Source organism: Chryseolinea serpens, from assembly GCF_900129725.1.
GTDB classification, from domain to species: domain Bacteria; phylum Bacteroidota; class Bacteroidia; order Cytophagales; family Cyclobacteriaceae; genus Chryseolinea; species Chryseolinea serpens.
The window spans coordinates 249,402-273,816 of the sequence record NZ_FQWQ01000005.1; the positions used below are offsets into that span (position 1 = coordinate 249,402).

The window sequence follows — 24,415 nt, forward strand, 5'->3', positions numbered from 1 at the left end:
GCGTTGCATAGGGAAATATTGATGATAAAACAAAAGATCACAACGATGCTGCTTCAGGACTGACCCAGCATCGCTTTGTAAATATCAAAATTCTCTTCATCAAAACATACGAAGAGCACCTGTTCGATGGAGGAATTCGTTTCCAGGAAACGGGTCACTTCCGCGACGGCGATCTCTGCCGCCCGTGGTTTTGGGAAGCCGTAGATCCCGGTACTGATATTCGGAAAGGCAATAGACTTCACATGATTCGCTACGGCCAGTTCCAGGCTGTGGCGGTAGGCGCTGGCGAGCAGGGCTTCCGTTTTCGGGTTGGTGCCTTGCCACACGGGCCCAACGGCATGGATAACAAATTTTGCGGGCAACCGTCCTGCGCCCGTGATCACCGCTTCTCCCGTTGGACATCCTCCCTGGCGATTGCGTATCGCACGACATTCCTCCAACAATTGTGGACCGGCCTTGCGATGGATGGCGCCATCCACGCCACCACCTCCCAACAGACTCGTGTTGGCCGCATTCACGATGGCATCCACTTCCAGGGTGGTGATGTCGGCCTGGATGCATTCGAGGGGGATCATGTTTTGTTTTTTGTGTCGATGATGATGGTCACGGGGCCGTCGTTGAGGAGGGCCACTTTCATGTCGGCGCCAAATTCACCTGTTTGTACGGCTTTGGCGAGTTGTGTTTCCACGGCCTGTACGAATTGGTTGTACAACGGTATCGCTACTTCCGGTTTGGCCGCTTTGATATAGGATGGACGATTACCTTTTTTGGTGCTGGCGTGCAGGGTGAACTGGCTCACCACGATCATGTCGCCGCCGGCGTCTTTCACGCTCACGTTCATCACGCCCTGGTCGTCTTCAAAGATGCGCAGGTTCACGATCTTCGCCGCCAGCCAGTCGATGTCCTCGGCGTTGTCGGCATCTTCAATGCCTACCAAAACCAAAAGACCCGTGCCGATGGAAGCTTTGACAACCTGCTCGATGGTGACAGACGCGGACGAGACGCGTTGAATGACTGCGATCATATGAAAATAAAAAGGTTAATCCCGTTGATCCGCCCGCTGATCAAAATTGTTGCAGGTCCGCGGATTCGTGGATGAAAATACCTTTTTTATCTTCTGCTGCAAAGTGCTGCATGGCGCGAGCCACTTTAACGGACTCGATGGCTTTGTATTTTTTGGGGATCAGAAATCCGAAAGCCTTGTAGAAAAATTTAGCGGCATCTTCGGCCGAACGTTTTTCCGTGCGCGGCCCCAAAAGCAAAGAGGGTCTGAAAATATGAACGGCATCAAAGGCGACGCTGGAGATGGCCTCTTCAATTTCGCCCTTCACCTGGTTGTAGTAAATAGAAGAGTTTTTGTTCGCGCCTAAAGCCGACACCAACATAAATTTCTTCGCCCCTACGGACCGGGTTGTTTTCGCCAGCAAAAAAGGAAAATAGAAATCCACCTGGTAGAAATTCTCTTTGGAGCCTGCCTTCGCCATGGTTGTTCCCAGGCAGCAATACACTTCGTCTGCCTTGAGGGCGGACGAATTTTCCCCAAGACGCGCGAAGTCGACCCTGATCTGGGTCAGTTTAGGATGCTGTGGCAGATCCACGCGGGTGAGCGCGATCACTTTGGTATAGGCGGGGTTTTGCAAGAGCAGCGACAACAGTTGGCTGCCAATCAATCCGGTGCTCCCGGCAATCAATGCGGTTTTCATAGGCTGACCTCCCGCGCTTTTTCCCAAGCCAGAAATTTATCGATCTCCAGTCGCATGGCGTTGTACACCCAAACCAAAACGGCAAAGTCGTCGGTTAGGCCGGTCACGGGGATCACATCCGGAATGAGGTCGAGGGGGTTCACAAAATAGAGGAGGGCGGCCACGAGGGTGAGCATGGTTTTCCAGGGGATCTCGCGATAGTCACCCACCACATAGGCCCGCAACAGGCGGCCCAGCACTAAGAATTTTTCCCGGAAAGCCTGTATCCGAACGTCACCCCATTTCACGGTGTTGACCTTCCCGGCAAATTGCAGCAGCAAGGTCTTCAACCGGCCTGGTTTGCCCAAAAGACGGGCAGCTTGGCGTGTGGCCAACTCGAAAAAGCGATTTTTCATCGGCAAAAGTTATATGCTCCAAATGCGAGAGGGTGCCCTTGAAAACGAAACCTGCCGGGGATTAATTCCCTCAGAAAGTTTGCTGGATTTCCTTCTTCAGCTCCAGCAGCGCGTGTGCCAGCGGGTCAACGGACTTGGTGATCGATTTCTCAAATATCTTTTTCGAAAGGTCCAGGCTGGTGCTATCCATGGTCATTTCGCTGGCGGCGTCGTTGATGGAAACGATCAGGTCTTCCTTGGCATTTTTGATCATTTCCCATACGCCTTCACTAATATACACCTGTTGCGAGACATTGTGGTTATACTCATTCCGAATCTCGGCCAGCAACAGTTGGTGGAACTCGCGCGAGGCCATTCCCGAGGTGCTGAGGCGTACCAGCAGGTTTTGGGGGGCCATTCGTTCCAGGAACAGCGCCATGCGTTCGTAGGCCTGCAGGCGGTTGGGCAACACGGTTTCGATACTGCGGCTGCGCACTTCCAGCTTTTTCAGATCGATTTCTTTCTGAATAAAGGTGCGTACCAGCAAAAAGGCCCCATACAACACGAGGGCGGCGGGAACCAAAACCATGATGAACATTACCAGCGGATCCATAGAATTTATTTACAGCTATTTGTGTTTGAAATTAAATAATTTTGAGCGCTAAATTACTTCCTGCAGCAGATGTTTGAAAGCCTTCAACCCGTAACCTTGTCACCCCGGGCGGCGGAAGAGATACGCAAGATCATGCAAACCAAGAACATTCCCGCCGGCTACGGTCTGCGTGTGGGCGTGAAGGGTGGCGGCTGTGGCGTGTCCCTGCTCATCGGGTTCGACAAAAAGAAGGACACCGACATCGCCTACACCATCAGCGACATTCCGGTCTACATCGACAAGCGACACACCATGTATATCATCGGCAAAGAGGTTGATTTTTTTGAGGGCGATGAGGCGCGCGGGTTTGTGTTCGTGGACCCGTCGAAGGAAGATCAGCCGGCCGAAAAATAATCTATCGTCTTTTTTCCAACTGAACACTGGCCTTGGTGCATTTGCCCCCAATGGGTGGGTTGAGCTTGGAGATCTTGAGTCTTACGGAAAGCGTGGTGGGCAGTTGGGTCAGGATGTCGTTCACGATTTTCTCGGCCACGGTCTCCAGCAGCTTCGAAGGCAGCTGCATCTCGGCTTTCACGATCTGGAAAATGGTCTCGTAGTTCACGGTGCCCTCCAGTTCATCTTCGGCGGCGCCTTTGGAGAAATCGGTTTCCACAGAAACGTCCACCTCAAACCAGTTGCCGGATTCGCGTTCGTGCGGATAGACGCCGTGGAAGGCATGGAACTGCAAGCCTTCCAGGGAAATGATTCCGGTCATCCGATCTCGTCAAAAAATGAGCGTTGTACTTTTTTCGCGGGCGGTGCCTCTACGCGGATGGTGGTGGTCTGTTGTTCCAGCACCACTTCTTTTTCGATCACAATGGGCTCCGGTCTGATTTCGGCCCGCATTTCGGCACGGGAAGGTCTTTCTATATCAACCTGATTAGGGAAGGCTACACGCTTGGCTTCGCGTTTGGCCATGGACAGATGCTTGTCGGGATCAAACTCTTTGATGGCGACGCGGGAGCGCTCCACGCGGTCCAGGGCATCGCTGGCAATGTGGCGGATGTTGGTGAGCAGGTCGTCGCGCGTGGCTTCCATTTGCTTGTAGTTTTCCACCAGCATTTTCAGGCGGTCTTCCATTTCGGCCAGTATTTCTTTGGCGCGCATGTCGGAGTCTTCAATGGTATTGCGGGCTTTTACTTTGGCTTCGTTCAGCATGCCGTCGGCGCGCATCTGCGATTCTTTCAGGTGGAGGTCGGCGGCCATGCGGGCTTGCTCGATCACGTTGGCGCCGGTGTCTTCGGCGGTCTTCAGAGTTTTGTACAGCGAGCTTTCCACCTCGCGCAGCTTGGTCACTTCGCGCTCCGTGGATTCGAGCTTGATGCGCAGCTCTTTGTTCTCATCGACAATTCTTTCCCACTCTTGGGAAAGCGAAAGGAGGAATGCGTTCACCTCATCTTTTTCGTAACCTCTGAAATTCTTCTCAAAGGTTTTCTGCCGTATGTCCAGGGGTGTTATTCTCATAAAGGTTGTTTTTCAAAATGTATGTTCCAGACAGAGATGCTCCGGTCGTCGCTGGCGCTGACCAATTGCTGATTATAGTTTGTCCACAGAAGTTTATTGACAGAAGTTCCATGCCCTGCATGGCGGGCCCGGTCGATTACTTTTAACAACTTCAACGCCTCCCAATCCCACACCTTAATGGATTTATCCATGCTACAAGTTACGAAATGTTTGCCATCCGGGCTAAAATCGATATGATTTATCGCAAAGAGGTGAGCCACCACCTCGCCTGCCAACCGGTATCCACCCAAGACATCCCACACTTTGAAGCGCGCATCACGCGAGCCGCTGAGGAGGTACTGGCCATCGGGACTATACCGTAACGTGAACACGGAGTTGGCATGTGCCACCCACTCCTGTTTCAACCGGAGGTCGCCATCGAAGATGCGTATGCTGTTGTCGCTATACCCAACCGCTACTTCGTTACGTGCCTCGTTCACGGCGATGGTGCGCGCGCTCTGTGCCGACGCTTGCACCTGGTCTTTCACGGTGAGCGAAGGCAAGGCAACCTTCGTCAGGCTTCCATCGCCTGCCGCGACCAGCACATCCTCCCCTAAGCTTTGCAGGTCGAAGATGGCGGCCTTCGTAAGTTGTAACGACCCGATCTCCTTTTTATTCTGCCAGTCTAACAAGTGAATGCCATCATAGTTATGACCCACCACCAGAAAGTCATGGAGGAGATGATGATGCAAAGCATAGATGGAGTTGGGGAGCCGGGCGATGAGCTCGCCGGTTTCGGGTGAGCGCAGGTCCCAGCGCGCCACCATGCCGTCGCCGGCGGCGGAGAAAAAATGATGGCTGTCGCCCGAGCGGGCCAGCGTATAGACGCAGTCCGAGTGGCCCGTGAGCGTGTGCAGTTTTTGAACTTCTACCTTCAACGTACGTCGATTAACTTTCCGAAAGTTCTAACTTTCGAAAAGTTATTCCGCATGCCCTTAGAAAAAATAGTTCAGGAACCCGGCCGCGCCTGGGCCTTGTGGCGAATTTCAGAGACTGAAAGCGAGTTGTCGGCCCAAGTTCTTCCCTATGAGACCGTACCCGACACCCTGGTGCACCCCAACAAGCGCCTGGAGTTCCTGGCCGGCCGTGTCCTGGTGAAGACCATCATGGAGAAAATGAACCTTTCTTTTCAAGGGATCACCAAAGACGAGTTTGGCAAGCCCTCGCCCAGGGGACTTGGGGTCCACCTGTCGTTGAGCCATTCCTACCCGTATGCCGGCGCCCTGCTCGACCTAAACCAACCCGTCGGCATCGACCTGGAACAGCCCAAAGATAAATTGTTTCGTATCGCACCGCGGGTGTTTGGCCCGGAAGAATTACAAGATGCCGGCACCAGTCTGGCCAAGCATTGCATCTACTGGTGCGCCAAGGAAGCGCTGCTGAAAGTCTATGGCAAAAAGGACCTGGTTTTCTCGGAAAACCTCCTAATTAGCCCATTTCGCGAGGAAATGGAGGGCGATATTCGTGGCAGAATAATTGTTAAGGATAGCGTAACCATGATATCTTTACACTATATCGTATACCCCAACTTTGTAGTTGTTTTCAACCAATCCGAAAAAATATGAGAACGGTTCTTTTCCTGGTGGCCCTGTTCGGCGTCTTCCCTGCGATCATGGCTCAACCGGTGGCTGACTTTTCCCTTACCAATGTGGTGGACGGAAGCAAGGTGTCGCTGGCCAGCTATTCGTCCAGTGCCGGAGTGGTGGTGATCTTCACGACCAACGCCTGCGCCTACGATGAATACTACCGGGCCCGCATCAACAAGCTCGCGAACAGTCACCCGGACAACGTACCCGTGCTGCTGGTGAATGCCAGCGTTGACGCGCCCGAGTCGGCCGAGAACATGACGAAGGCCGCGCAGAAGTGGGGCGTGTCTGCGCCTTACCTGGCGGACAAAGATCAAAGCGTGATGCAATCGTTGGGTGCCACGAAGAGTCCCCAGGTATTTGTGTTAAAGAACAACGGTGGCAAATTCGCCGTACTCTATTCCGGCGCCATCGACGACAACGCCCAGGTGGAGGCCGACGTGCGCAATGCCTATCTCAAAGATGCCATCGACAGCCTGTTGAGCAACCAGAAGCCTGCCACTACGGAGGTGCGACCCGTGGGCTGCACCATCCGTAAAAAGTAACAGAAAAATAATTTAAGAAGGATCAGACGATCTTGCGGCCGCTTATCGCGATCACGGCAATGATCACCACCAGCGCCACGAAGTTGAAGATGAACATGCGCTTGTGTTTGTCGGCATCGATGGGCATCCGCTTTGATGTGGCGCGCGCCAGGGTGATCAATACCACGGCTACCAGCATGCCCGTGATGTGTTCAACGGTCCAGTAACGGGTCGTCTTGTCGCTCATGGTGGCACCGCCGAACTGTACGAACGGGCTCACAAAATATAACAGCAACCCCAGCAGCAGTTGCGTGTGCGTAAAGATAAAAGTGAACAACCCCAGCTTGTTGTCGAGGCTAGAGTAGGGTTGTTTGTTCAACATACCCATCAATGATTTTATCACAACCACCACTAACCCGAGCAATACGAGATAGCGAAGACCGGAGTGTGCTTTGAGCAAAAATTCGTACATAAAAGTGTTGGTTTTATCGAGCACGAAAATAGTACAAAAAGCTCAGTTTTAGGAAGGGTGTTAAAAGCAGGGGCTTCCCTGGTAAAAGTTTTGGCGGCCCCCTCGGAGGCCTCGGGCCGGGCTTTACGTTCCAAGTCCGCCCACCCAATTTCCCCTACATTCCTATAACCCTGAATCATTTGTTGGGTGTTCCATCAAACAAATCACACTCCCATCCCCACCGCACTGCGGGCTTTCCACTCCAATCCCTGGCCGGTAGCCCGCAAAATTGTTGTCTTCACAGAAGGGATGGTGATAATCAAGACAAAAAAATTAATTTTGGGGCGACTCAAAAGCACATGAAAAAGCTTTACACAGTTCTCCTCCTTTCTTGTCTACCCTTCCTGGCTCCCGCGAGAGAAACCACGGACGCGCCGCCCGACACGGTGAAGGTGGGAAGCTATGTGATCAGCGTGCACGACATCAACTTTCACGACAAAGAATACACGGTCCGCTTCTGGCTTTGGTTTGTCTATGACAATCCCGATTTCGATTTCTCCAAACAACTGGATATCCCCAACGCCAAATCCATCGAACCACCGGAGATCATCCCCGACAGCATCGATGGTAAAGCGTGGGCCATCATGAAGATGAAGTGCACGATGAAAGAAAAGTGGGACGTGCGCGATTTCCCCTTCGACTCACAACACCTGCGGGTGCAAATCGAGAATACCCTCTTTGATAAGACCAAGCTCATCTTCGATCCCGACATAAAAGGAAGCCAGTTCGACCACGACGATGCCATCGACGGCTGGACCATCACCAACTTCAAAGTGAGCCGCGAAGAAAATGTATACGAGACCGGCTTCGGCGATCCCTCCAGTGCGTCGCAGGTGTTCTCGTCGTTCAACATCGAGATGGAGATCGAGCGCGATGCGTGGGGGTTGTTCATGAAGATCTTTATCGGCATGTACATCGCCTTTCTCATCTCCATCGTCAGCTTCACGCCGCATCCCGCCGAGTTGGAGCCCCGCTTTGGGTTGCCGGTGGGTGGTTTGTTTGCCGCGGTGGGTAACAAGTATATTATCGATTCCCTTTTGCCGGAGTCGTCGTCGTTTACCTTAGTGGACACGTTGCATGCGCTCACATTTGTCGCCATTTTGATGACACTTATTGTGTCGGCCATTTCGTTGAAACTGGTCGATCGGGGCAACGAAGCGTTGGCATTGACCGTGAACCGACAGGGAGCCAAAATTGTGGTGGGGGCTTACCTGCTGGCCAACATCGTTTTCATCGTGATGGCCCTGAGCTGATCTACCGGCCCTGGAATTTCTTCGAACAGACCGAACTTCCCCGAACGGAATGTGTTACTTTGTCTCAACCCAAAATAAAATACGGCTATGAAAAGAATGCTTACCCTCATGCTGTCGCTCGTTGCGCTGACAGCGTCCGCACAGACCCTCACCTTGAAATGGAAGACCGACACCCTGCTCCGCGTGCCCGAGTCTGTTTTGTTCGATGCAAAAAATAATGTCCTCTATGTGGCTTGCATCGACGGCAAACCCGATGGCAAAGACGGTGTGGGCTCTATCGCCAAAGTATCGCCCGCCGGCAAGATCATTTCTCCGGCATGGGTAAAAGGATTGGATGCCCCCAAAGGCATGGGACAATTCAAAAATAACCTGTATGTCGCCGACATCAGCCGCGTGGCCATCATCGACATCGGCACTGGAAAGATCACCAGCTTTGTGGAGATCCCCGACTCCAAATTCCTGAACGACATCACGGTAGATAAGCAAGGCAATGTCTATGTTTCCGACACGGGCACCAACAAGATCCACCGCATCAAAGACGGCAAAGCCGAAGTCTATTTCGAGAGCACCGAATTGAAAGGTGTGAACGGCTTGCTCGCACAAGGCACGGATCTCTATGTCGTGGATTTTGCCACGGGCATAAATTATAAACTCACGGCCGACAAAAAATTCACCAAATACACCACCACTGCCGAAGGTGCCGATGGCGTAGTGCCCGTGGGCAAAGACGAATACCTCGTGTCGAGCTGGAACGGTGAAGTAGATTTTGTAAACGCAAAAGGCGAAGTAAAAAAACTCCTTGACACCCGCGAGCAAAAATGGAACGCCGCCGACATCGAGTTCGACGCAAAGACCAATACCTTGTATGTGCCCACGTTCTTTGCCAACGGCGTGATGGCCTATACCCTGGCAAAATAAAAAAAAGCCAACGGTCTGAAAAGGCATGGAGCTGCCCGGAACACACCGGGCAGCTTTTTTATTTTTAAAAAATGAGTACCTTCCCACCCCGGACATCTCCACGACACCGGCGACCCGCATGAGCAAACAGATTTTGAAAGAACTCCCGGAGCTTGTCCGGGCCAACGTTATCAGCGAAGAAACCGCGCAGCGCATAGCGGACCACTACAACGCCCAACCCAATCCATCCACCAACCGACTGTTGATCGTGTTCAGCATCCTGGGAGGATTGTTGGTGAGCATGGGACTCGTGTTGATCGTGGCGCACAATTGGGACGAATTGCCAAAGGGAATAAAACTCCTGGTCGGCTTATTTCCGATGCTCGTGGCACAAGCCGTTTGCGGATATATTGTCATAAAAAATATCCCCAGCCGGGCGTGGCGTGAGGGGTGTGGCGTTTTTCTTTGTTTCGCCATTGCCTTGAGTATCTCTATCGTCGGGCAGGTCTATAATATAGAAGGCAACTTCGGCCGTTTTCTCATGGTGTGGATGTTGCTCACCTTGCCCGTGGTCTATGTGCTTCGTTCACCGGCAACCGCCATGCTGTATATCGTGGGCGTCACCTGGTATGCCTGCGAAGTGGGCTATTTCAGTTATTTTTCAATGGGCGTGTTGCCCTGGAAATATTGGCCCATGTTGCTATTGATCTTGCCATTCTGCTATACGGAGTTCCTCTTGAAAGGTGTGAAGACTAATTTCTACTATTTCATTTCATGGTTGTTCACGCTTTCCATTACCGTTTGCCTGGGCTGCTTCGAAAGCAATAATGACGAAGTGGTGGTCATTACGTACATGAGCCTTTTTAGCGCGTTTGTCATTCTAAGCCAGATGAAAATGTTTGAAACAAACCGGGTGCTCACCAATGCCTTCCTCGTCGTGGGCAGCCTGGGCATCATGGGATTGTTGCTGATGCTTAGTTTCGATTGGTATTGGGATGAACTGGCTTCCCTGTCCACGGAGGGTGTAAAACTCTATTTTGCACTAAGCATCGAATTTTATTTTGCCATGATCTTCACGGTGCTGGCGGCCACGCTCCTCGTGCTTTTGCTTCGCCGCAAGCCCATGGCGGAGGTCAATTTGAAGGTTTTTGCTTTCCTTCTTTTTATAGCCCTTTTTGTGTTAGGCAAAGAATCGCCGGTGGCCGCACAGCTATCGGTCAACCTGGTCGTTCTCGTCTTTGCGATATATACCATTCGCGACGGCGCCCTGAAGAATCATCTCGGCATATTGAACTACGGTTTGCTCATTATCACCGCACTCATTATTTGTCGTTTCTTCGATACCGATTTCAGCTTTGTTGTCCGAGGCCTTCTCTTCATTGGAGTGGGCGCGGGATTCTTTGCAGCAAACCTTTATATGATCCGAAAACGTAAGCAAAGCGCATGAAAACATTTGTCATCATTCTTTTTGTATTCATGTGTGCCGCGCAATGGTTGGTGCCCGCCAAGATGATCTATGATAGCGAGGGCGTTGTGCTCAACGGAACCGTCTACAAATTCAGGACGCAACCGATCGACCCGTCCGATCCATTCCGTGGTAAATACATCACACTATCCTTCAGCGAAAATCATGTCGAAGCAGAGCCAGGCGATAAATGGTATGAAGGAGAAGAGGCCTATGTCACGTTCACGACAGACTCGGCGGGTTTTGCCATCCCGGCAAGCATCTCGCGCAATCCCCCCGCCAGCGGTCCATACTTGCATACAAAAACATTATACCCGGACTTTCAGGAAGGACCCGTGCCCATCGAACTTCCCTTCGACAGATTCTATCTCGAAGAATCCAAAGCATCGGAAGCGGAAAAGGTCTATTGGGAAGCCCAACGCGATTCTGCGCAAGTGGCCTACGGTGTGGTGCGGATCGGTGCAGGCAAGGCTGTACTAACGGATGTGATGATCAACGATCGTTCTATTGTGGAGGTAGTAAAGGCCCTGAACGAATCGCCCGAATAAAATTAATTTTCGCCTGGCAGCGACATTTGGGATTTTTTGTTTGAAAGGTTATATCCTAAGGATTCCTCTCCTTCATCACCTTATCATAGATCTTCCGCACCTGGTCATCCCCAAACCCATAGATGCCTTCGCGGGCGCTGAACTCCCTGAACACCGTTTTAAAATCACGCCCATTCTTTTTTAAAATATCTTCTATCACCCGCTCGGGTCGCCCTTTCTTTCCTTTGTAGGGAAACCGGTCGATGTGCGCCTGGCATACTTCCGGCAAATAGGGAAAGCACGGAGAGTGAAAAATGGAGAGATCATGCAATCGCCCCAGGTCGGTTTGTTTATAGGCTGTCCACAAATCTTCGGCTAACCGGAAGTCGCGCCCGGCGAAGTTGATCCGGTTGTCAAACGCTTCCTGCAATTGTTCGGATGTGGCGCGCCCGAACTCCAGCCAGATGTCGTGCTTGTCGCGAAAGGAGGGATAGACTACGTTCACTTCTTTGTCGCCTTCCAGGTGCGACAGCAAGGAAAGCACGAACCACATGTTCGCCCTGCAAAAAAGATCATACCCAAACCACAAGTTAAACTCTGATCCGGGTTCGGCATTCAGTAGTTTTTCAAATTCAGGTACGACGTTGTTGTAGTAGTGGACACGCGCTTCGTTGAATTCATCCTCGACAAACCGCGCCCGGTTTTCCAGGAACTCGGGAAGGGTTTCGCCTTTCAGGTCGCCTTCAATGAGGCATTCGCGCGCGACGATGATCTCGCCGGACAAGCCTGTGGCCTTAAAGCCGGAAACTAAAGCGTCGCCATTTAAGACATGGTATACCATATGCGTTTGTCTTCAACCAAACTAGTTTATGAGATTGGATAAAATTTCACGTTTAATAAGAAATGACGGTTCAGGGTAAACGCCCTGCGTTTTCAAAATTAACAAGGACAACCTATGCATAGGTGTGCATGAGAAAGATCGCAGGAACACGTAGGCTCCCGCGTCCATGTCACAACTCCGATACGGTGTTCACCAGGGTTCCAATGCCGTCTATCGTGATGCTCACCTCATCATTCTTTTGCAGCGTGAAATCTGATCCGGGTACCAAGCCGGTGCCCGTCATGAGATAGCAACCGTGCGGAAAGGAGCATCCCCGGTAAAGATAATCTGCCAACTCGGGCAGTGTGCGCTTCATGCGGTTCAACTGGATGGACGCCGCATACATTTCTTTTGCCCCACGGCGGATGACGATACTGATCTGGGTTTCCGACGAAATGGGCGCCGAGGGAACATAAAGACCCGGGCCGATGGCGCAGCTCTTGTCGTATACCTTTGCTTGCGGCAGGTACAATGGGTTTTCGCCTTCGATGCTGCGCGAACTCATGTCGTTGCCCACCGTGTAGCCTTGTATTTCGCCATAGGCATTGATGAATAGCGTGAGCTCGGGTTCAGGCACGTTCCAGGTGGAGTCTCTGCGGATGTTGACGCGGTGTCCGTGACCCACCACGCGATGGGGTGTGGCCTTGAAAAATATTTCGGGGCGGTCGGCTTCGTAGACCAGTTGATAGAAATCGGCGCCGCCGCTCTCCTTCGATTCTTCCATGCGGGCATCGCGGCTTCGCAGGTAAGTCACACCGGCGGCCCACACTTCTTGCTTGCCGATGGGGGCTACCAGGTGGTGGGTCAGGAATACATCGATGTCTTCCTTGAAGGGTGTGGCTTTGCCAATGCTCTCTTCCAGGTGCGCATGGAGATAGCGTTGGTTCACCAGCATGTCCCAGTCTTCGTTGAGCAGGAAATAGTTTTGGTCTTGTCGGACTAAGATGCCTTGTTTGGTTTTGTAGAGGTGCATGGCTAGGGTAGAGGGGGGTTAGTTTTTAAGGGTGTTAAGGTCTATGCCGGTCAGGCTTTGCATTAGGGTGCGCAGTGTTTCGTAGTCGCCCTGGAAGTGACACGTCATCTGGCGGTAGGTTTGGGATTGGCCGGCCTTCAATTCGTTGGCGGTCGAGGATGACTCGATTTCATAGAATGGGCCCATCTGTGTGCCGTCGGCTTGCGGTCCGTCGTTGTAGGCGTTCACCACGTCGCCCTGGTAGGGTTGGTCTTGCAATTTCCAGGTGGAGTTCACATAGCGGCCGGTGTTGTCGACGGGGAACAGAATGAGCGTGAGCACATTTTGGCGGAAGTCGTAGCTGGTGGCGATCGTCTTGGCGATGCGGGGTGACAAGCCGATCTTGCTGCGCAGCTTGCCGTCGCACCGGAAATAGACCACGCTGTCGGTCACCTGAAGTCGTTCGGGTGGGATGGTCCCAAAATAGTTGTCGGTGATGAGTTGCCGGCTGTTGGCTTTTGCATGGAAGGGAATCATCACCGTGGTTTGGTCCGACGGCGTCATCATGCCCAGCAACCAGATCGACAACAAGCCCTTTTCTTTTTTCCAGTCGTCCTTGCCCAGGTTCTGTATTTTGTTTTCCGTTTCATATCCCACCAACGAAAGACTTTCGGGAATGCTCACGTTCAATTTGGAGGCAATGGTTTCTCTATCCAGCAAATTCACCCGGCGTTCGATGCCGATGGAGAAGGGCGTGCCGCTGTAGTTGGTGAGCGAAGCTTTGGCGGTGAACAAGGCTTGCGTGGGCGAGGCCTGTGACACTTCATAGGGCAAGGTGTCGAGGATGGCGGGCACTTGCCAGTGATCGAGGTCGAAGGAATCGCCCTTTTTGAAATAAAGTGCATATTGTCCGCCCTCGGGTCCGAGCCAGAACCGTTCTTCGCCGCCCACCGGGTTGAATTGTTTTATCTTTTTTTCCGAGCCCAGGAGTTTGTAGTTGATCCATCCGAAACTAACTCCCGAATCGCCTTTCGCCGTGCTGGTCATCACTCTTCCCTGGTATTCGGCCGACAACAGGATCTTCGCGCTATGATCTTCATTCGAAAGTTCGACCACCTGGTTGGTGTGTTCGCGCAGGAAGGATGCATCGTAGCCGTACATGCCCATCGTGTAAACCGGCTTAGCTTCCACTTTGGTTTCCACCGGTTGAGGCTTGCGGCAGGAGACGACGCCCGCGGTGAGTATAAACAAAACGAAAAAGCGAAAGGATCGAGTCATGAAGGGCGTAGTTAAATTAGGCTGACGTAGTTAAAGGTCCCTGTTGCGGCTGGCCGTTCACCCATCGCCACACGTTGAGCGGATTTTCGTTGAGCAGCGGTGCAGGTAAAAGATGTTGTGGATAGTTCTGGTAGCAGACGGGCCGTGTGAAGCGGTAGATGGCTTGCGTGCCCACCGAAGTATACTTGCTGTCGGTAGTGGCGGGATAGGGGCCGCCGTGCATCATGGCGTGGGTCACTTCCACTCCTGTAGGCACGCCGTTGCAGATGATGCGGCCGCCTTTCAGTTCCAGCACTTTGAAAATATCACTGTAGTCCACCAGGTCTTGGGGCGTGCCCCACACCGAAAGCGTGAGCTGTCCATGCATCTGGCGAATGGCTTCGATCAACTCTTCCCGGGAGCCGGCCACCACGTGAAGCGCCGACGGGCCGAACACTTCTTCCTGCAGCGAGGCATCTTTCAAGAATGCCGCGACGCTGGTCTTGAACGCATTTGGAATACCACTGCGTTTTTTTTCGGTGGCCTGTCCGGTGGCCATGGCCTTCACTTCGGGGTGATTGGAAAGACGGGCGATTCCTTTTGCGTACGACTTGCAGATGGGTTCTGTCAACATGCCGTCGGCTGGTGTGGCGGCGATGGTGTTGGCATAGGTTTGAAGAAAAGAGTTGGTTTCGTTGGAGTCGAGGGCGAGAAAGACGCCGGGGTTGGTACAAAATTGTCCGGTGCCCAACGTGTTGGACCCGGCGAGTGTCTTGGCGAGGTCGGCACTTTTTTCGGCGAGGATGCCGGGCAACAGGATGACGGGGTTCACGCTGCCCATCTCTGCATAGACTGGGATGGGCTCTGCACGTTGGGCGGCGGCGTTGAAGAGGGCGCGTCCGCCGGCAAGCGAGCCGGTGAATCCCACGGCGCTGATCAAAGGATGCGTCACCAGTTGCACGCCGCTTTCATGGCCGGCCCCTTGCAACAAAGAGAACACGCCTTCGGGCATGTCGGTGGCACGCGCCGCGCGCACGATCGCGTCGCCGGTCATTTCGGATGTGGCCGGGTGGCCGGGATGCGATTTATAGACGACGCAACATCCTGCGGCGAGCGCGGAGATGGTGTCGCCGCCGGCAACCGAAAAGGCAAACGGGAAATTGCTGGCACCAAACACGCCGATCACGCCGAGGGGGATCTGCATTTGCCGGATGTCGGCTTTGGGAAGCGGCTGGCGGTCGGGTTGGGCTGGGTCGATCATGGCGCGCACCCACGAGCCTTCCGTGATGAGCGCAGCAAAGAGTTTTATCTGGTTGATGGTGCGCGTGATCTCGCCATCGAGACGTGCACTGGGAAGACCGGTTTCCCGTTGGGCCATTTCATTGAGCGGTGCGCGGACTAACGATAGTTCATGCGCGATGCGTTCAAGAAAGGCGGCTCTTGTCACGCCGCTCAGTTGGCGATAGCGGGCGAAAGCATCGGACGCCAGGCGGGCGGCTTGATCCACTTCGGCCGCAGTGGCTTCGAAGAACCTTACATCGACGTCGTCGTTGCTGAATGTTTTGGTGCCCGAGGCGGCGGCAGTATATCCGATGAGTTGTTTTCCCGTAAGTGTCATGGCGATGGTGTCAAAAGTTTGTAAAACAGGAGATGAATTTATGACAAATGACGCATTTATGAGCGATGCCAAGGTCTTTAATTTACGAGTGGCATGTTCATCCCGAGCTTTAGCATCCACTGCTTTAATGCTGAGAACATTACATAGATTTTGTATTCCAGTAATACTGCTTTATATTCGCACTTGAAAGTTCATCATACGATGGATAGATTTGTTTCACTTAAATAAAAAACGCTATGGCAAAAACAGCGAAGAAGTCTGCTAAGAAAGCAGCAAAGAAGACTGCTAAGAAAGCAGCAAAGAAAACTGCTAAGAAAGCAGCAAAGAAAACTGCTAAAAAAGCAGCAAAGAAGAAATAATCCGATAGCTGGAAAAAAGGCTGCCCGAAACGGCAGCCTTTTTCGTTTTTAGCCCACGCCAATCCAACCTTTTAAAATCCTGCGGACGTTTTTTTTAACATCCGGCATCCAAAACAAGGCTACTGCCTCCCATTTTTCCGTTGCCTTCGTCATTCTCCCATTTTTTTCATGCCGGCTCCGGCTGTATGGAGTGATCGGCACAAATCTTTGAGCCGTCAAGGCAAAAATGCATTTCATCCACCCCGATCCTGGCGCTTGAGGCTCCGTCGTTTTCTTTTTTTCAAAGAATGAAGCTATATTGACTGGTATGACGCGGTGTCTTCTATTCCTGTGCTTTGCAGCTACCTGTTTCTCTTTTCAGAAGAGACCTCAACCCGTTCGGTTCTGGCAGCCGGCGGTTTCCAACATCTATCCCGACAGCTTTGCCATCTACTGGACCTGCGCCGGCGTGCCCTCGGCCACTAAACTTCCCATCCGTGTCCATTTCATGAACGTTTATGGCGACGAAGTTTTTATTTCCCGCCAGGTCACGGACACCATCGTGGATTTTCATTTCGAGAACTTTAACGAGCGAACCCTTATCATTTCTTCGTCCACCCCGTCGCGCAAACGCGCCAGCAACGACACTTATGGTCTGCGAATATTGACCAAACGACCGGCCATTGAAGAAATGAAAGTGGTGCTGGCCTTCGACCCCTCGCTGCAAAACTATTTACGCCTGGCGGAAGCCTACGAAAAGGAGGAGTGTTATGTGAATGCGATCTTCATCTACCGGCAGATGATGAAAATGGATAGCCTCGAGGGCGCGCGCTATTGGCAGGAATTCAAGACGCGCAACCTGCGCAAATTCAGCAGCCCCACATCTCCCAATAATTGAAATCCATCCTGTCTAAAGACTGAGGTTTTTTAAAGAAGCTTGCTATATTGGATCGCCTAACGATTGGTGCGTTATAGTCTATGCATTTTTCCGAAGATCAAATCCTGTCCATGGCCCCCGACGATGCCTCAAAAAAGTCGGGGAAGGAATTAGCCAATCCATCGAAGTGGGGCAAGCGCGAAGAAAGCAACCGCGCGTTGTGGGGCGAATGCCAGGGCAGCGGCAAGCTTCCTTATCAAACCCAGATCGACCTGGTGAACATTGCGTTTAAATGTTCTTGTCCCAGCCGGAAGTTTCCCTGTAAACATGGATTGGGCCTGCTCTTGCTCTATGCCCGCGATAAAAAATTATTCAAGACGGCGACAGAGCCCGATTGGGTCGTCGGCTGGCTCGACAAGCGCAACGAGCGGGAGGAGCAGAAATCCGAAAAAAAAGAAAAAGAAAAGAAAGCCGATCCCGCCGCACAAGCCAAGCGCCAGGAGACCCGCACCAAGCGCGTGGAGGAAGGCATGGGCGAACTGCGTTTGTGGATCAAAGACATTGTGCGCAACGGCTTGGTTTCCCTGCCTGGTAAAGACCCCGCCTATTTCGAAACCATGACGCGACGCATGGTCGATGCACAGGCGCCCGGACTGGCGGCGATGGTGCGCACGCTGCGCGACATCAATTTTTTTCAGGAGGGATGGCAGACCGCGTTCCTCGACCAACTCCTACGCATTTATCTTGTGCTCGAAGGATTTCCCCGGCTGGAAACATTGCCACCGGCGTTGCAAGTTGAACTCCGCACCCAGGTGGGCTTCACCCAAAGTCTGGACGACGTGCGCGCCGAAGCCGGTCTGCGCGACGAATGGTTTGTGCTGGCCAAACGCACAACCCGCGAAGACGCCATCAACGTGGAGCGCAACTGGCTGTTCGGACGTTCATCGCGACGCTATGCATTGATCCTGCAGTTTTACCCCAAAGGACAATTTCCCGAAATGAACCTCATGGCCGGGTCGTGGATCGATGCCGAAGTGAGTTTCTTCAAAGGCGCCTACCCCTTGCGGGCGCTGATCAAGCAATATTATAATGGCCCATCCAACACCAACATCGATGGCCTGAAAAACTGGAATGCCGTGGAGCAGGTGGCCGCCGAAATACTTCGCGTGAATCCGCTGCTGGAGGGCGTGCCGGTGGTGATTGAAAATGTGATCCCTTTCAAAGACGGCAATCGCTGGATGTTGAGAGATGAGGAAGGCAATGGAGTTTTTATTCCACCCACGTTCCAACAAGGCTGGCAACTGCTGGCCTTGAGCGGTGGTGCGCCGTTGAAGGTATTTGCCATGGGCAAGGACCAGGATTTTGAACCGCTTGGGGTTTGGGTAAACAACCGTTACACATTTTTTGCATGAAGGCCTGGGAAACCATAGTGAACAACGCCATGCTGGGCACCACCAAGCTGCCCCTTCGCGCAGCCGATCTGCCGGAGGCCATAACAGAACAAGTCGAGGTGAGCGATACCCCGGATGCGGAAGAAGATTTTCTTCGTTTTGGGAGTTTGGTGTATCAGTACCGGCAATCCGGTTGCGTTCCGCTCAACCTCCGGTCGGCGGTCTTGTCGGCCGCGGAGGCAGAGGTAAAACCGTATTGTCACGCGGGCGCCACCGCGGTGTTGAGAACGATCCTCTCCGAAGAACATTCCGCCTTGCTAAAAATTTGGCTGGCACAATGTGAACTCACCCATAAATGTGCTGAGCCGGAATGTGTACCGGCGTTGCTGGACATCAGCGTTGCAAAAAAGGAACTGCGATCGATGATCCTGTCGGTATGTGGAAAAAGAGGGGAGTGGTTGGGCCGTTTAAACCCGCAATGGAATTTCTCCGCGCCGGAAGCCGATGCCCAAACCGTGTGGCAGACCGGCCGGGCGGAAGAACGAAAAGATTTGCTCAAATCGCTTCGCTCACAACAACCCACTGCCGCCCTGGAACTGCTGCAAAGCTCGTGGGACACGGAAGGCGCCAATGAAAAAGTTTCTTTCCTGGAAATTTTGAGTACGGGTCTATCGGAAAGCGACCTCGTCTGGTTGGAGAGTTTGAAAGAGAAAGGGACGAAGGTGAACAACGCCATACAAGACCTCATAAAACGGATTCCCGCATCACAACCCGTCCAAAGCTACATGGCTCTACTAAAAGAAGCCGTGACGATGAAAACTTCGAAAGCGCTATTGGGCATGCTGGCCAAAACGACGGTCGAAGTAAATGAAAAGATCACTTTCCCCGATCCTATTTTCAAAAGTGGCATCGAGAAATTGAGCAGCGATAAAAATGTGAGCGATACGCAATACATTCTCATCCAATTGATCGCCTCCGTGCCTCCTTCGTTTTGGAACGATCATTTGAAGGAGACGCCGGAAGCCATTATTAAACTCTTCCAAAAAGAAAAAAAGACAGCACTCTATGTTCCGGCATTGGCCTTGGCGGCGATAAAGTTTCGGGATATCGCATGGGCCCAGGCGTTGGTGGACCATGGTGACGAAGAAATATTGGAAAGCGCCTTGGTGTCGCTTATCGGATCGCTGCCGGCAAAGGAGCGCGATCGGTATGCATTGCGTTTCATAAAAAAACGACCCCAGGAACTGATCAACATGCTCACCGACTTCGACGACGAGTGGAGCCATGAGTTGGCCAAGGCCGTGCTGGCTTTCACATCCCAGGAAGTGTATGCCTACAACAAACCATTTTATCGCGCCGTCGTCAAAAATATTCCGGTGGAGATGTTAAAGGAGCTTGAGTCCTTTATGCCTTCGGAAGAACAAAAGAAAGCCTATTGGCGAAACCAGTCGCATGAACTATCGGGAGTGTTGACGTTGAAGCAACAGATCCTTCAATCGTTTTCCAGTTAAAACAAAGCCATTTACCAGAAAAAATATGAGCAGCATCTTACGCCAACACGCCGAACATCAATTCGCCGAGGAACTCGAAGCCCTCGCCAAAAATGATTCCGACCGCAAACCGCCCAACTGGAAGCTCTCACCCCAATCGGTGGTGACGTATTTGCTTGGCGGAAAGCTGAAGAACGGATTCGAGGTCTCCCCCAAATATATCGGCAACAAAAGATTGATGGAGATCGCCGTGGCCACCCTCACCACCGACCGCGCTTTGTTGTTATACGGCCTGCCGGGCACAGCCAAGTCGTGGGTGTCGGAGCACCTGTCGGCGGCGATCTCTGGCGATTCCACCATGGTGATCCAGGGAACGGCCGGCACCAGCGAAGAGTCGGTGCGCTATGGATGGAACTATGCGCTGCTGCTGGCGGATGGTCCTTCCAAAAAAGCGTTGGTGGAAACGCCGGTGATGAAAGCGATGCAAGACGGCAAGATCGCCCGCATCGAAGAGCTCACCCGCATCGGGTCCGACGTGCAGGACACGCTCATCACCATCTTGTCAGAAAAAACATTGCCCGTTCCTGAATTGAATACGGAAGTGCAAGCCGTCAAAGGATTTAACGTGATCGCCACCGCCAACAACCGCGACAAAGGGGTGAACGAATTGTCGGGTGCCTTGAAGCGCAGGTTCAACACCGTCATCCTCCCGCTACCCGATAGCATCGAAGAAGAGATCGACATCGTGCGCCGGCGCGTGCAAAGTTTTGAGAAGGCCATGGAGTTGCCCGCAGAGCCGCCCGCCGTGGCAGAGATAAAACGCATCGTTACTATTTTCCGGGAACTGCGATCAGGCGTGTCGTTGGACGGCAAGACAAAGATCAAAACACCTTCCGGCACCTTGAGTACCGCAGAAGCAATATCGGTAGTGAACAGCGGCGTGGCCATGGGAACTTACTTCGGCGATGGCTCCCTGAAAGCGGCCGACCTTGCCGCCGGCATCATCGGTGCTGTCGTGAAAGACCCCGTGCAAGACCGCATCATCTGGCAGGAATACCTCGAAACGGTGGTGAAGCCCCGCGACGAGTGGAAAGATATTTACAGGGCCTGCCGCGACCAGGGCATATGAGCATTCACGTACTCGGCATACGGCACCATGGCCCGGGATCGGCGCGGAATGTGAAAGCATTCCTGGAACAGTCGCGACCGGACGTCATTCTCGTGGAAGGCCCGCCCGAAGGCGACGAACTTTTGCGATGGGCGGCCCACAGCGAGTTAAAACCACCGGTAGCCATCCTGGCCTATCGCCCCGACAAACCTCAACGCGCCGTCTTTTACCCATTTGCAGAATTCAGTCCCGAGTGGCAGGCCATTCAATATGGCGGAAAACAAAATGTGCCCGTGCGATTTATGGACCTGCCCTTGTCGCATCGCTTTGCCCTGGATAAAGACGACGATAAAAAAGAAACAGAAAAAAAAGAGGACGATGGCATCTCCAGCGCCGCCTTCTCGAACGCGGAGGCGAGCACAGCAGAGTATCGCGATCCCTTAAAATACCTGGCCGTGGCGGCCGGCTTCGACGATGGTGAGCGTTGGTGGGAATATATGTTCGAGCAACGCATGGATCACCAGGGCACCTTTGAAGCGGTACATGAAGCGATGCGTGCATTGCGTTCGGATCTTCCGGAAAAGAACGAGCTCGTGGAAAAACTTCGCGAGGCGCACATGCGCAAGATGATCCGCCAGGCGGAGAAAGATGGTTTTGTAAACATCGCTGTGATCTGCGGTGCATGGCATGCCCCGGCATTGACCGACATGCCCAAAGCAAAAGACGATGCCGACTTGCTCAAAGGTCTCGCAAAAGTAAAAGTCGAAACCACGTGGATCCCGTGGACCTATAATCGCCTCACCTTTGCCAGCGGCTATGGCGCCGGCATCAACTCGCCGGGATGGTACAGCCACCTGTGGCATCATCCCTTTGACAATGGCGTGCAGTGGATGGCGAAAGTGGCGCAAGTGTTTCGAAATCACGAGATGGACACGTCCGTGGCACACATCATCGAGGCCGTTCGCCTGGCCGAGGCCCTGTCGTCGTTGCGCGGCGTGAGCAAGTCGGGATTGGCGGAGTTGAACGAAGCCACGCTGGCCGTGCTTTGCAACGGCGACGAGATTTTGCTGGAGCTGATCCGCGAAGCCCTGATCGTGAGCGACACCATCGGCGCTGTGCCGGCCGAGATCCCCAAGCCGCCGCTGTTGCAGGATGTAGAGCGATCTCAGAAAAAACTTCGCCTGCCCGCCGAAGCCGGCAACAAAGACCTGCTCCTCGACCTGCGCGAAGAACTTCACCTCGAGCGAAGTATTTTTTTACACCGTCTTCAATTGTTGGGTGTCACTTGGGGACACCTGGCGCACGTGCGGGGTAAAGGAACATTCAAGGAACAATGGCAACTGCGGTGGGAACCGGAGTATTCCATATTAATAATAGAAAAAGGCAGCTGGGGCAACACCCTGGAGGAGGCCGTGACACACTACGTTGCCCACGAAGCACAAGAGGCCACCAGCCTGGCACAGGTGTGCGACCTGCTGGCAAAAGTTATCCCGTCGGATCTACCCGAAGCGGCCGAAAACCTCATCAATGCGATCAATAATCTTGCAGCGGCTACGGGCGACGTGATGCAATTGCTGGAGGTGCTCCCCGCATTGGTGTCGGTGTCGCGCTATGGCAACGTCCGCCAGACCGACGAGACCATGCTCCTGGGCATTGTGAATTCTATGATCGCCCGCATCTGCGTAAGCCTTCCCCCAGCGTGCGTGGCCGTGGATGATGATGCTGCGCAAAAAATAGCCGAACACCTTTATCAACTCAGCGAATCCATCGCCCTCCTAAACCAAGCCGAGCAACGTCAGGAATGGCACGAAACGCTGCAAGTCATTTGCGACAATGTTCACACCGCGCCGCTCGTAGCCGGCTACAGCACGCGATTGCTGGCCGACGCAAAAGTGATGGAGGGCAATGTGCTGGCCGATCGTTTTCATTTCGCGTTAACATTTGCGGGCAACCCATCCGTTGCGGCGTCGTGGATGGAGGGATTTCTAAAAGGCAGCGGCACGATCCTGTTGCTGGACGAGCGGTTGTGGACGCTGGTCAACGAATGGGTGCGGGGCATTCGCGAAGAAGATTTTATTGCGCTCCTCCCCCTCTTGCGAAGGACCTTCTCTCAATTCTCGCATGCCGAACGACGCAAGATCGGAGAAAAGGCCAAACGTCCTGGCAGCGGGCACGTGATGGCAAGTGCCACCAGCGACGATCAAATCGATCACGAACGCGGCGTCGCGTCGCTGCCGGTAGTGATGCAACTTTTGGGATTAAAAAATAAACCGACCCCACCAACAGCAGACAACATCGTATGAGCGAACTCAACTCCAACGAAGAACAACAGCATTTGCGCAAATGGCGCATGATCCTGGGTGGTGGTCAGAATGACGGCACGGACTATTCCCTGCAGAACGTAGACCTCCAGATCGATAAAACATTGGAAGCCCTATACGACGCCGAAAAAAAAGGCGGGCTGGGCGCCTCATCGCCAAACGTGAGCCGCTGGCTCGGCGACATTCGCACCTACTTTCCCAACACCGTGGTGAAGGTGATGCAACAAGACGCCCTCAAACGGCTTGACCTCACGTCGATGTTGCTCGAAAAAGAAATGTTAGAAAACGTGGAGGCCGATGTTCACCTGGTCGCTACGCTGATGACTTTGAGCCGTGTCATTCCATCAAAAACAAAAGATACAGCCCGGCAGGTGGTGCGCAAAGTCGTGGAAGAACTCATGAAGAAGCTGGCGCAGCCCATGCAACAAGCTGTGGCGGGTAGCCTGAACCGATCCACGCGCAACCGGCGGCCGCGTCACAACGAGATCAACTGGCATGCCACCATCCTCAAAAACCTGAAACACTATCAACCCGACTATAAAACCATTGTCCCCGAAGTGCGCATCGGCTATGGCAAACGGCGGCGTTCGTTGAAAGATGTGGTGCTTTGCCTGGATCAGAGCGGCAGCATGGGCACGTCGGTGATCTACTCCGGCATCTTCGGCGCGGTGATGGCGTCGATCCCCGCCATCCAAACCAGGATGGTGGTGTTCGATACGAATGTGGTCGATCTCACCGAGGAACTTTCAGATCCGGTAGAACTTCTTTTTGGTGTTCAACTGGGGGGAGGCACCGATATCAACCGCGCACTCACCTATTGTCAGCAGATCATTCAGCGGCCAACGGACACGGTATTGGTCCTGATCACCGACTTATTTGAGGGAGGCAATCCGGAAGAAATGCGCAAGCGCGCCAAAGCCCTGACCGAGGCTGGCGTGCAGGTCATCGTCTTGCTGGCCCTGAACGACGATGGTGCCCCGGGCTATGATCACCAAAATGCAGCGTACATGGCCACGCTTGGCATCCCCGTGTTTGCCTGCACACCCGATAAATTTCCCGACCTCATGGCTGCCGCACTCAGCAAGCAGGACATTGGCCTGTGGGCTGCAAAGGAGGAGATGATTACAAAGCGATAATTTTTGAGGAAACCGGTCCGCGGTATGCGATGCTAAGCTGGCGGGATGACAA

27 protein-coding genes are annotated in these 24,415 nt (G+C 53.1%); 14 read left to right on the forward strand and 13 right to left on the reverse strand.

Features of this window, described 5'->3' with window-relative positions; all coding sequences use genetic code 11:
* Positions 1–53: 53 nt before the first annotated feature.
* From BUB30_RS29070 to BUB30_RS29090, 5 genes are all read right to left on the reverse strand, one after another.
* The gene (locus BUB30_RS29070) at positions 54–575 is read right to left on the reverse strand and encodes an O-acetyl-ADP-ribose deacetylase (RefSeq protein ID WP_073141700.1); all 522 of its coding nucleotides are present in this window, start codon (positions 573–575) and stop codon (positions 54–56) included.
* Complete coding sequence (dtd, locus tag BUB30_RS29075) at positions 572–1,024, reverse strand: D-aminoacyl-tRNA deacylase (RefSeq protein WP_073141702.1); 453 nt, start codon at positions 1,022–1,024, stop codon at positions 572–574. Before dtd ends, BUB30_RS29070 begins: the two co-directional genes overlap by 4 nt.
* 40 nt (positions 1,025–1,064) lie before the next feature.
* Complete coding sequence (locus BUB30_RS29080; RefSeq protein WP_073141704.1) at positions 1,065–1,703, reverse strand: NAD-dependent epimerase/dehydratase family protein; 639 nt, start codon at positions 1,701–1,703, stop codon at positions 1,065–1,067.
* Positions 1,700–2,098, reverse strand: a complete 399-nt coding sequence (locus BUB30_RS29085; protein WP_073141706.1) for a YkvA family protein — start codon at positions 2,096–2,098, stop codon at positions 1,700–1,702. The genes BUB30_RS29080 and BUB30_RS29085 overlap by 4 nt, the downstream gene beginning before the upstream one ends.
* Before the next feature lie 70 nt (positions 2,099–2,168).
* Positions 2,169–2,690, reverse strand: a complete 522-nt coding sequence (locus BUB30_RS29090) for a DUF7935 family protein (protein ID WP_073141707.1) — start codon at positions 2,688–2,690, stop codon at positions 2,169–2,171.
* A gap of 69 nt (positions 2,691–2,759) precedes the next feature.
* Here BUB30_RS29090 and BUB30_RS29095 point away from each other — a divergent pair, with 69 nt between their 5' ends.
* Entirely contained in the window at positions 2,760–3,083 is a 324-nt protein-coding gene (locus tag BUB30_RS29095; protein ID WP_073141709.1) for a HesB/IscA family protein, read from the forward strand.
* A 1-nt stretch (position 3,084) separates the two neighbouring features.
* Here BUB30_RS29095 and folB read toward each other — a convergent pair whose 3' ends face one another.
* Genes folB through BUB30_RS29110 form a run of 3 tightly spaced genes read right to left on the reverse strand, consistent with a single transcriptional unit; the run spans position 3,085 to position 5,110 of the window.
* Positions 3,085–3,444: a dihydroneopterin aldolase gene (gene folB, locus BUB30_RS29100; RefSeq protein WP_073141711.1), complete on the reverse strand. Its 360-nt coding sequence runs from the start codon at positions 3,442–3,444 to the stop codon at positions 3,085–3,087.
* Positions 3,441–4,193, reverse strand: a complete 753-nt coding sequence (locus BUB30_RS29105) for a DivIVA domain-containing protein (protein ID WP_073141713.1) — start codon at positions 4,191–4,193, stop codon at positions 3,441–3,443. Before BUB30_RS29105 ends, folB begins: the two co-directional genes overlap by 4 nt.
* Positions 4,190–5,110 (reverse strand): WD40 repeat domain-containing protein, encoded by a 921-nt coding sequence (locus tag BUB30_RS29110; RefSeq protein ID WP_073141715.1) that lies wholly within the window; start codon positions 5,108–5,110, stop codon positions 4,190–4,192. Before BUB30_RS29110 ends, BUB30_RS29105 begins: the two co-directional genes overlap by 4 nt.
* Before the next feature lie 51 nt (positions 5,111–5,161).
* Between BUB30_RS29110 and BUB30_RS29115 the strand changes: the two genes are divergently transcribed.
* Complete coding sequence (locus BUB30_RS29115) at positions 5,162–5,797, forward strand: 4'-phosphopantetheinyl transferase family protein (RefSeq protein ID WP_073141717.1); 636 nt, start codon at positions 5,162–5,164, stop codon at positions 5,795–5,797.
* Positions 5,794–6,363 (forward strand): redoxin family protein, encoded by a 570-nt coding sequence (locus BUB30_RS29120; protein WP_073141719.1) that lies wholly within the window; start codon positions 5,794–5,796, stop codon positions 6,361–6,363. Before BUB30_RS29115 ends, BUB30_RS29120 begins: the two co-directional genes overlap by 4 nt.
* 22 nt (positions 6,364–6,385) lie before the next feature.
* Here BUB30_RS29120 and BUB30_RS29125 read toward each other — a convergent pair whose 3' ends face one another.
* A complete protein-coding gene (locus BUB30_RS29125; protein WP_073141721.1) occupies positions 6,386–6,814 on the reverse strand; it encodes a hypothetical protein in 429 nt (142 codons plus the stop codon).
* Between the two features lie 338 nt (positions 6,815–7,152).
* Here BUB30_RS29125 and BUB30_RS29130 point away from each other — a divergent pair, with 338 nt between their 5' ends.
* From BUB30_RS29130 to BUB30_RS29145, 4 genes are all read left to right on the forward strand, one after another.
* Entirely contained in the window at positions 7,153–8,106 is a 954-nt protein-coding gene (locus BUB30_RS29130; RefSeq protein ID WP_073141723.1) for a ligand-gated ion channel, read from the forward strand.
* A gap of 87 nt (positions 8,107–8,193) precedes the next feature.
* Positions 8,194–9,024, forward strand: a complete 831-nt coding sequence (locus BUB30_RS29135) for an SMP-30/gluconolactonase/LRE family protein (RefSeq protein WP_073141724.1) — start codon at positions 8,194–8,196, stop codon at positions 9,022–9,024.
* Positions 9,025–9,142: 118 nt separating this feature from the next.
* On the forward strand, positions 9,143–10,450 hold the full coding sequence (locus BUB30_RS29140; protein ID WP_178377226.1) for a DUF2157 domain-containing protein: 1,308 nt from the start codon (positions 9,143–9,145) through the stop codon (positions 10,448–10,450).
* Entirely contained in the window at positions 10,447–11,016 is a 570-nt protein-coding gene (locus BUB30_RS29145; RefSeq protein ID WP_073141727.1) for a GDYXXLXY domain-containing protein, read from the forward strand. The genes BUB30_RS29140 and BUB30_RS29145 overlap by 4 nt, the downstream gene beginning before the upstream one ends.
* A 55-nt stretch (positions 11,017–11,071) precedes the next feature.
* Here BUB30_RS29145 and BUB30_RS29150 read toward each other — a convergent pair whose 3' ends face one another.
* The 4 genes from BUB30_RS29150 to BUB30_RS29165 all read right to left on the reverse strand — a co-directional run bounded on the left by BUB30_RS29150 (position 11,072) and on the right by BUB30_RS29165 (position 15,702).
* Complete coding sequence (locus BUB30_RS29150; RefSeq protein WP_073141729.1) at positions 11,072–11,836, reverse strand: hypothetical protein; 765 nt, start codon at positions 11,834–11,836, stop codon at positions 11,072–11,074.
* Positions 11,837–12,005: 169 nt separating this feature from the next.
* On the reverse strand, positions 12,006–12,848 hold the full coding sequence (locus tag BUB30_RS29155) for a fumarylacetoacetate hydrolase family protein (RefSeq protein ID WP_073141731.1): 843 nt from the start codon (positions 12,846–12,848) through the stop codon (positions 12,006–12,008).
* Positions 12,849–12,866: 18 nt separating this feature from the next.
* Positions 12,867–14,105: a DUF6786 family protein gene (locus BUB30_RS29160; RefSeq protein ID WP_073141732.1), complete on the reverse strand. Its 1,239-nt coding sequence runs from the start codon at positions 14,103–14,105 to the stop codon at positions 12,867–12,869.
* Between the two features lie 16 nt (positions 14,106–14,121).
* Positions 14,122–15,702, reverse strand: coding sequence for an aldehyde dehydrogenase (NADP(+)) (locus BUB30_RS29165; RefSeq protein ID WP_073141734.1), 1,581 nt, complete (start codon positions 15,700–15,702; stop codon positions 14,122–14,124).
* A 236-nt stretch (positions 15,703–15,938) separates the two neighbouring features.
* On the opposite strand from BUB30_RS29165, the gene BUB30_RS35845 reads away from it, so the two are divergent.
* The 7 genes from BUB30_RS35845 to BUB30_RS29195 all read left to right on the forward strand — a co-directional run bounded on the left by BUB30_RS35845 (position 15,939) and on the right by BUB30_RS29195 (position 24,363).
* Positions 15,939–16,061 carry a hypothetical protein gene (locus BUB30_RS35845; RefSeq protein ID WP_255534579.1) on the forward strand — a complete coding sequence of 41 codons (123 nt, stop codon included), beginning with the start codon at positions 15,939–15,941 and terminating at the stop codon, positions 16,059–16,061.
* Between the two features lie 307 nt (positions 16,062–16,368).
* Positions 16,369–16,938, forward strand: coding sequence for a hypothetical protein (locus BUB30_RS29170; protein WP_073141736.1), 570 nt, complete (start codon positions 16,369–16,371; stop codon positions 16,936–16,938).
* Positions 16,939–17,018: 80 nt separating this feature from the next.
* Positions 17,019–18,329: an SWIM zinc finger family protein gene (locus BUB30_RS29175; protein WP_073141738.1), complete on the forward strand. Its 1,311-nt coding sequence runs from the start codon at positions 17,019–17,021 to the stop codon at positions 18,327–18,329.
* Entirely contained in the window at positions 18,326–19,819 is a 1,494-nt protein-coding gene (locus tag BUB30_RS29180; protein ID WP_073141740.1) for a DUF5691 domain-containing protein, read from the forward strand. The genes BUB30_RS29175 and BUB30_RS29180 overlap by 4 nt, the downstream gene beginning before the upstream one ends.
* A gap of 25 nt (positions 19,820–19,844) precedes the next feature.
* Entirely contained in the window at positions 19,845–20,927 is a 1,083-nt protein-coding gene (locus BUB30_RS29185) for an ATP-binding protein (protein ID WP_073141742.1), read from the forward strand.
* Positions 20,924–23,209: a DUF5682 family protein gene (locus BUB30_RS29190; protein WP_073141744.1), complete on the forward strand. Its 2,286-nt coding sequence runs from the start codon at positions 20,924–20,926 to the stop codon at positions 23,207–23,209. The genes BUB30_RS29185 and BUB30_RS29190 overlap by 4 nt, the downstream gene beginning before the upstream one ends.
* The gene (locus BUB30_RS29195) at positions 23,206–24,363 is read left to right on the forward strand and encodes a VWA domain-containing protein (RefSeq protein ID WP_073141746.1); all 1,158 of its coding nucleotides are present in this window, start codon (positions 23,206–23,208) and stop codon (positions 24,361–24,363) included. Before BUB30_RS29190 ends, BUB30_RS29195 begins: the two co-directional genes overlap by 4 nt.
* Positions 24,364–24,415 lie beyond the last annotated feature (52 nt).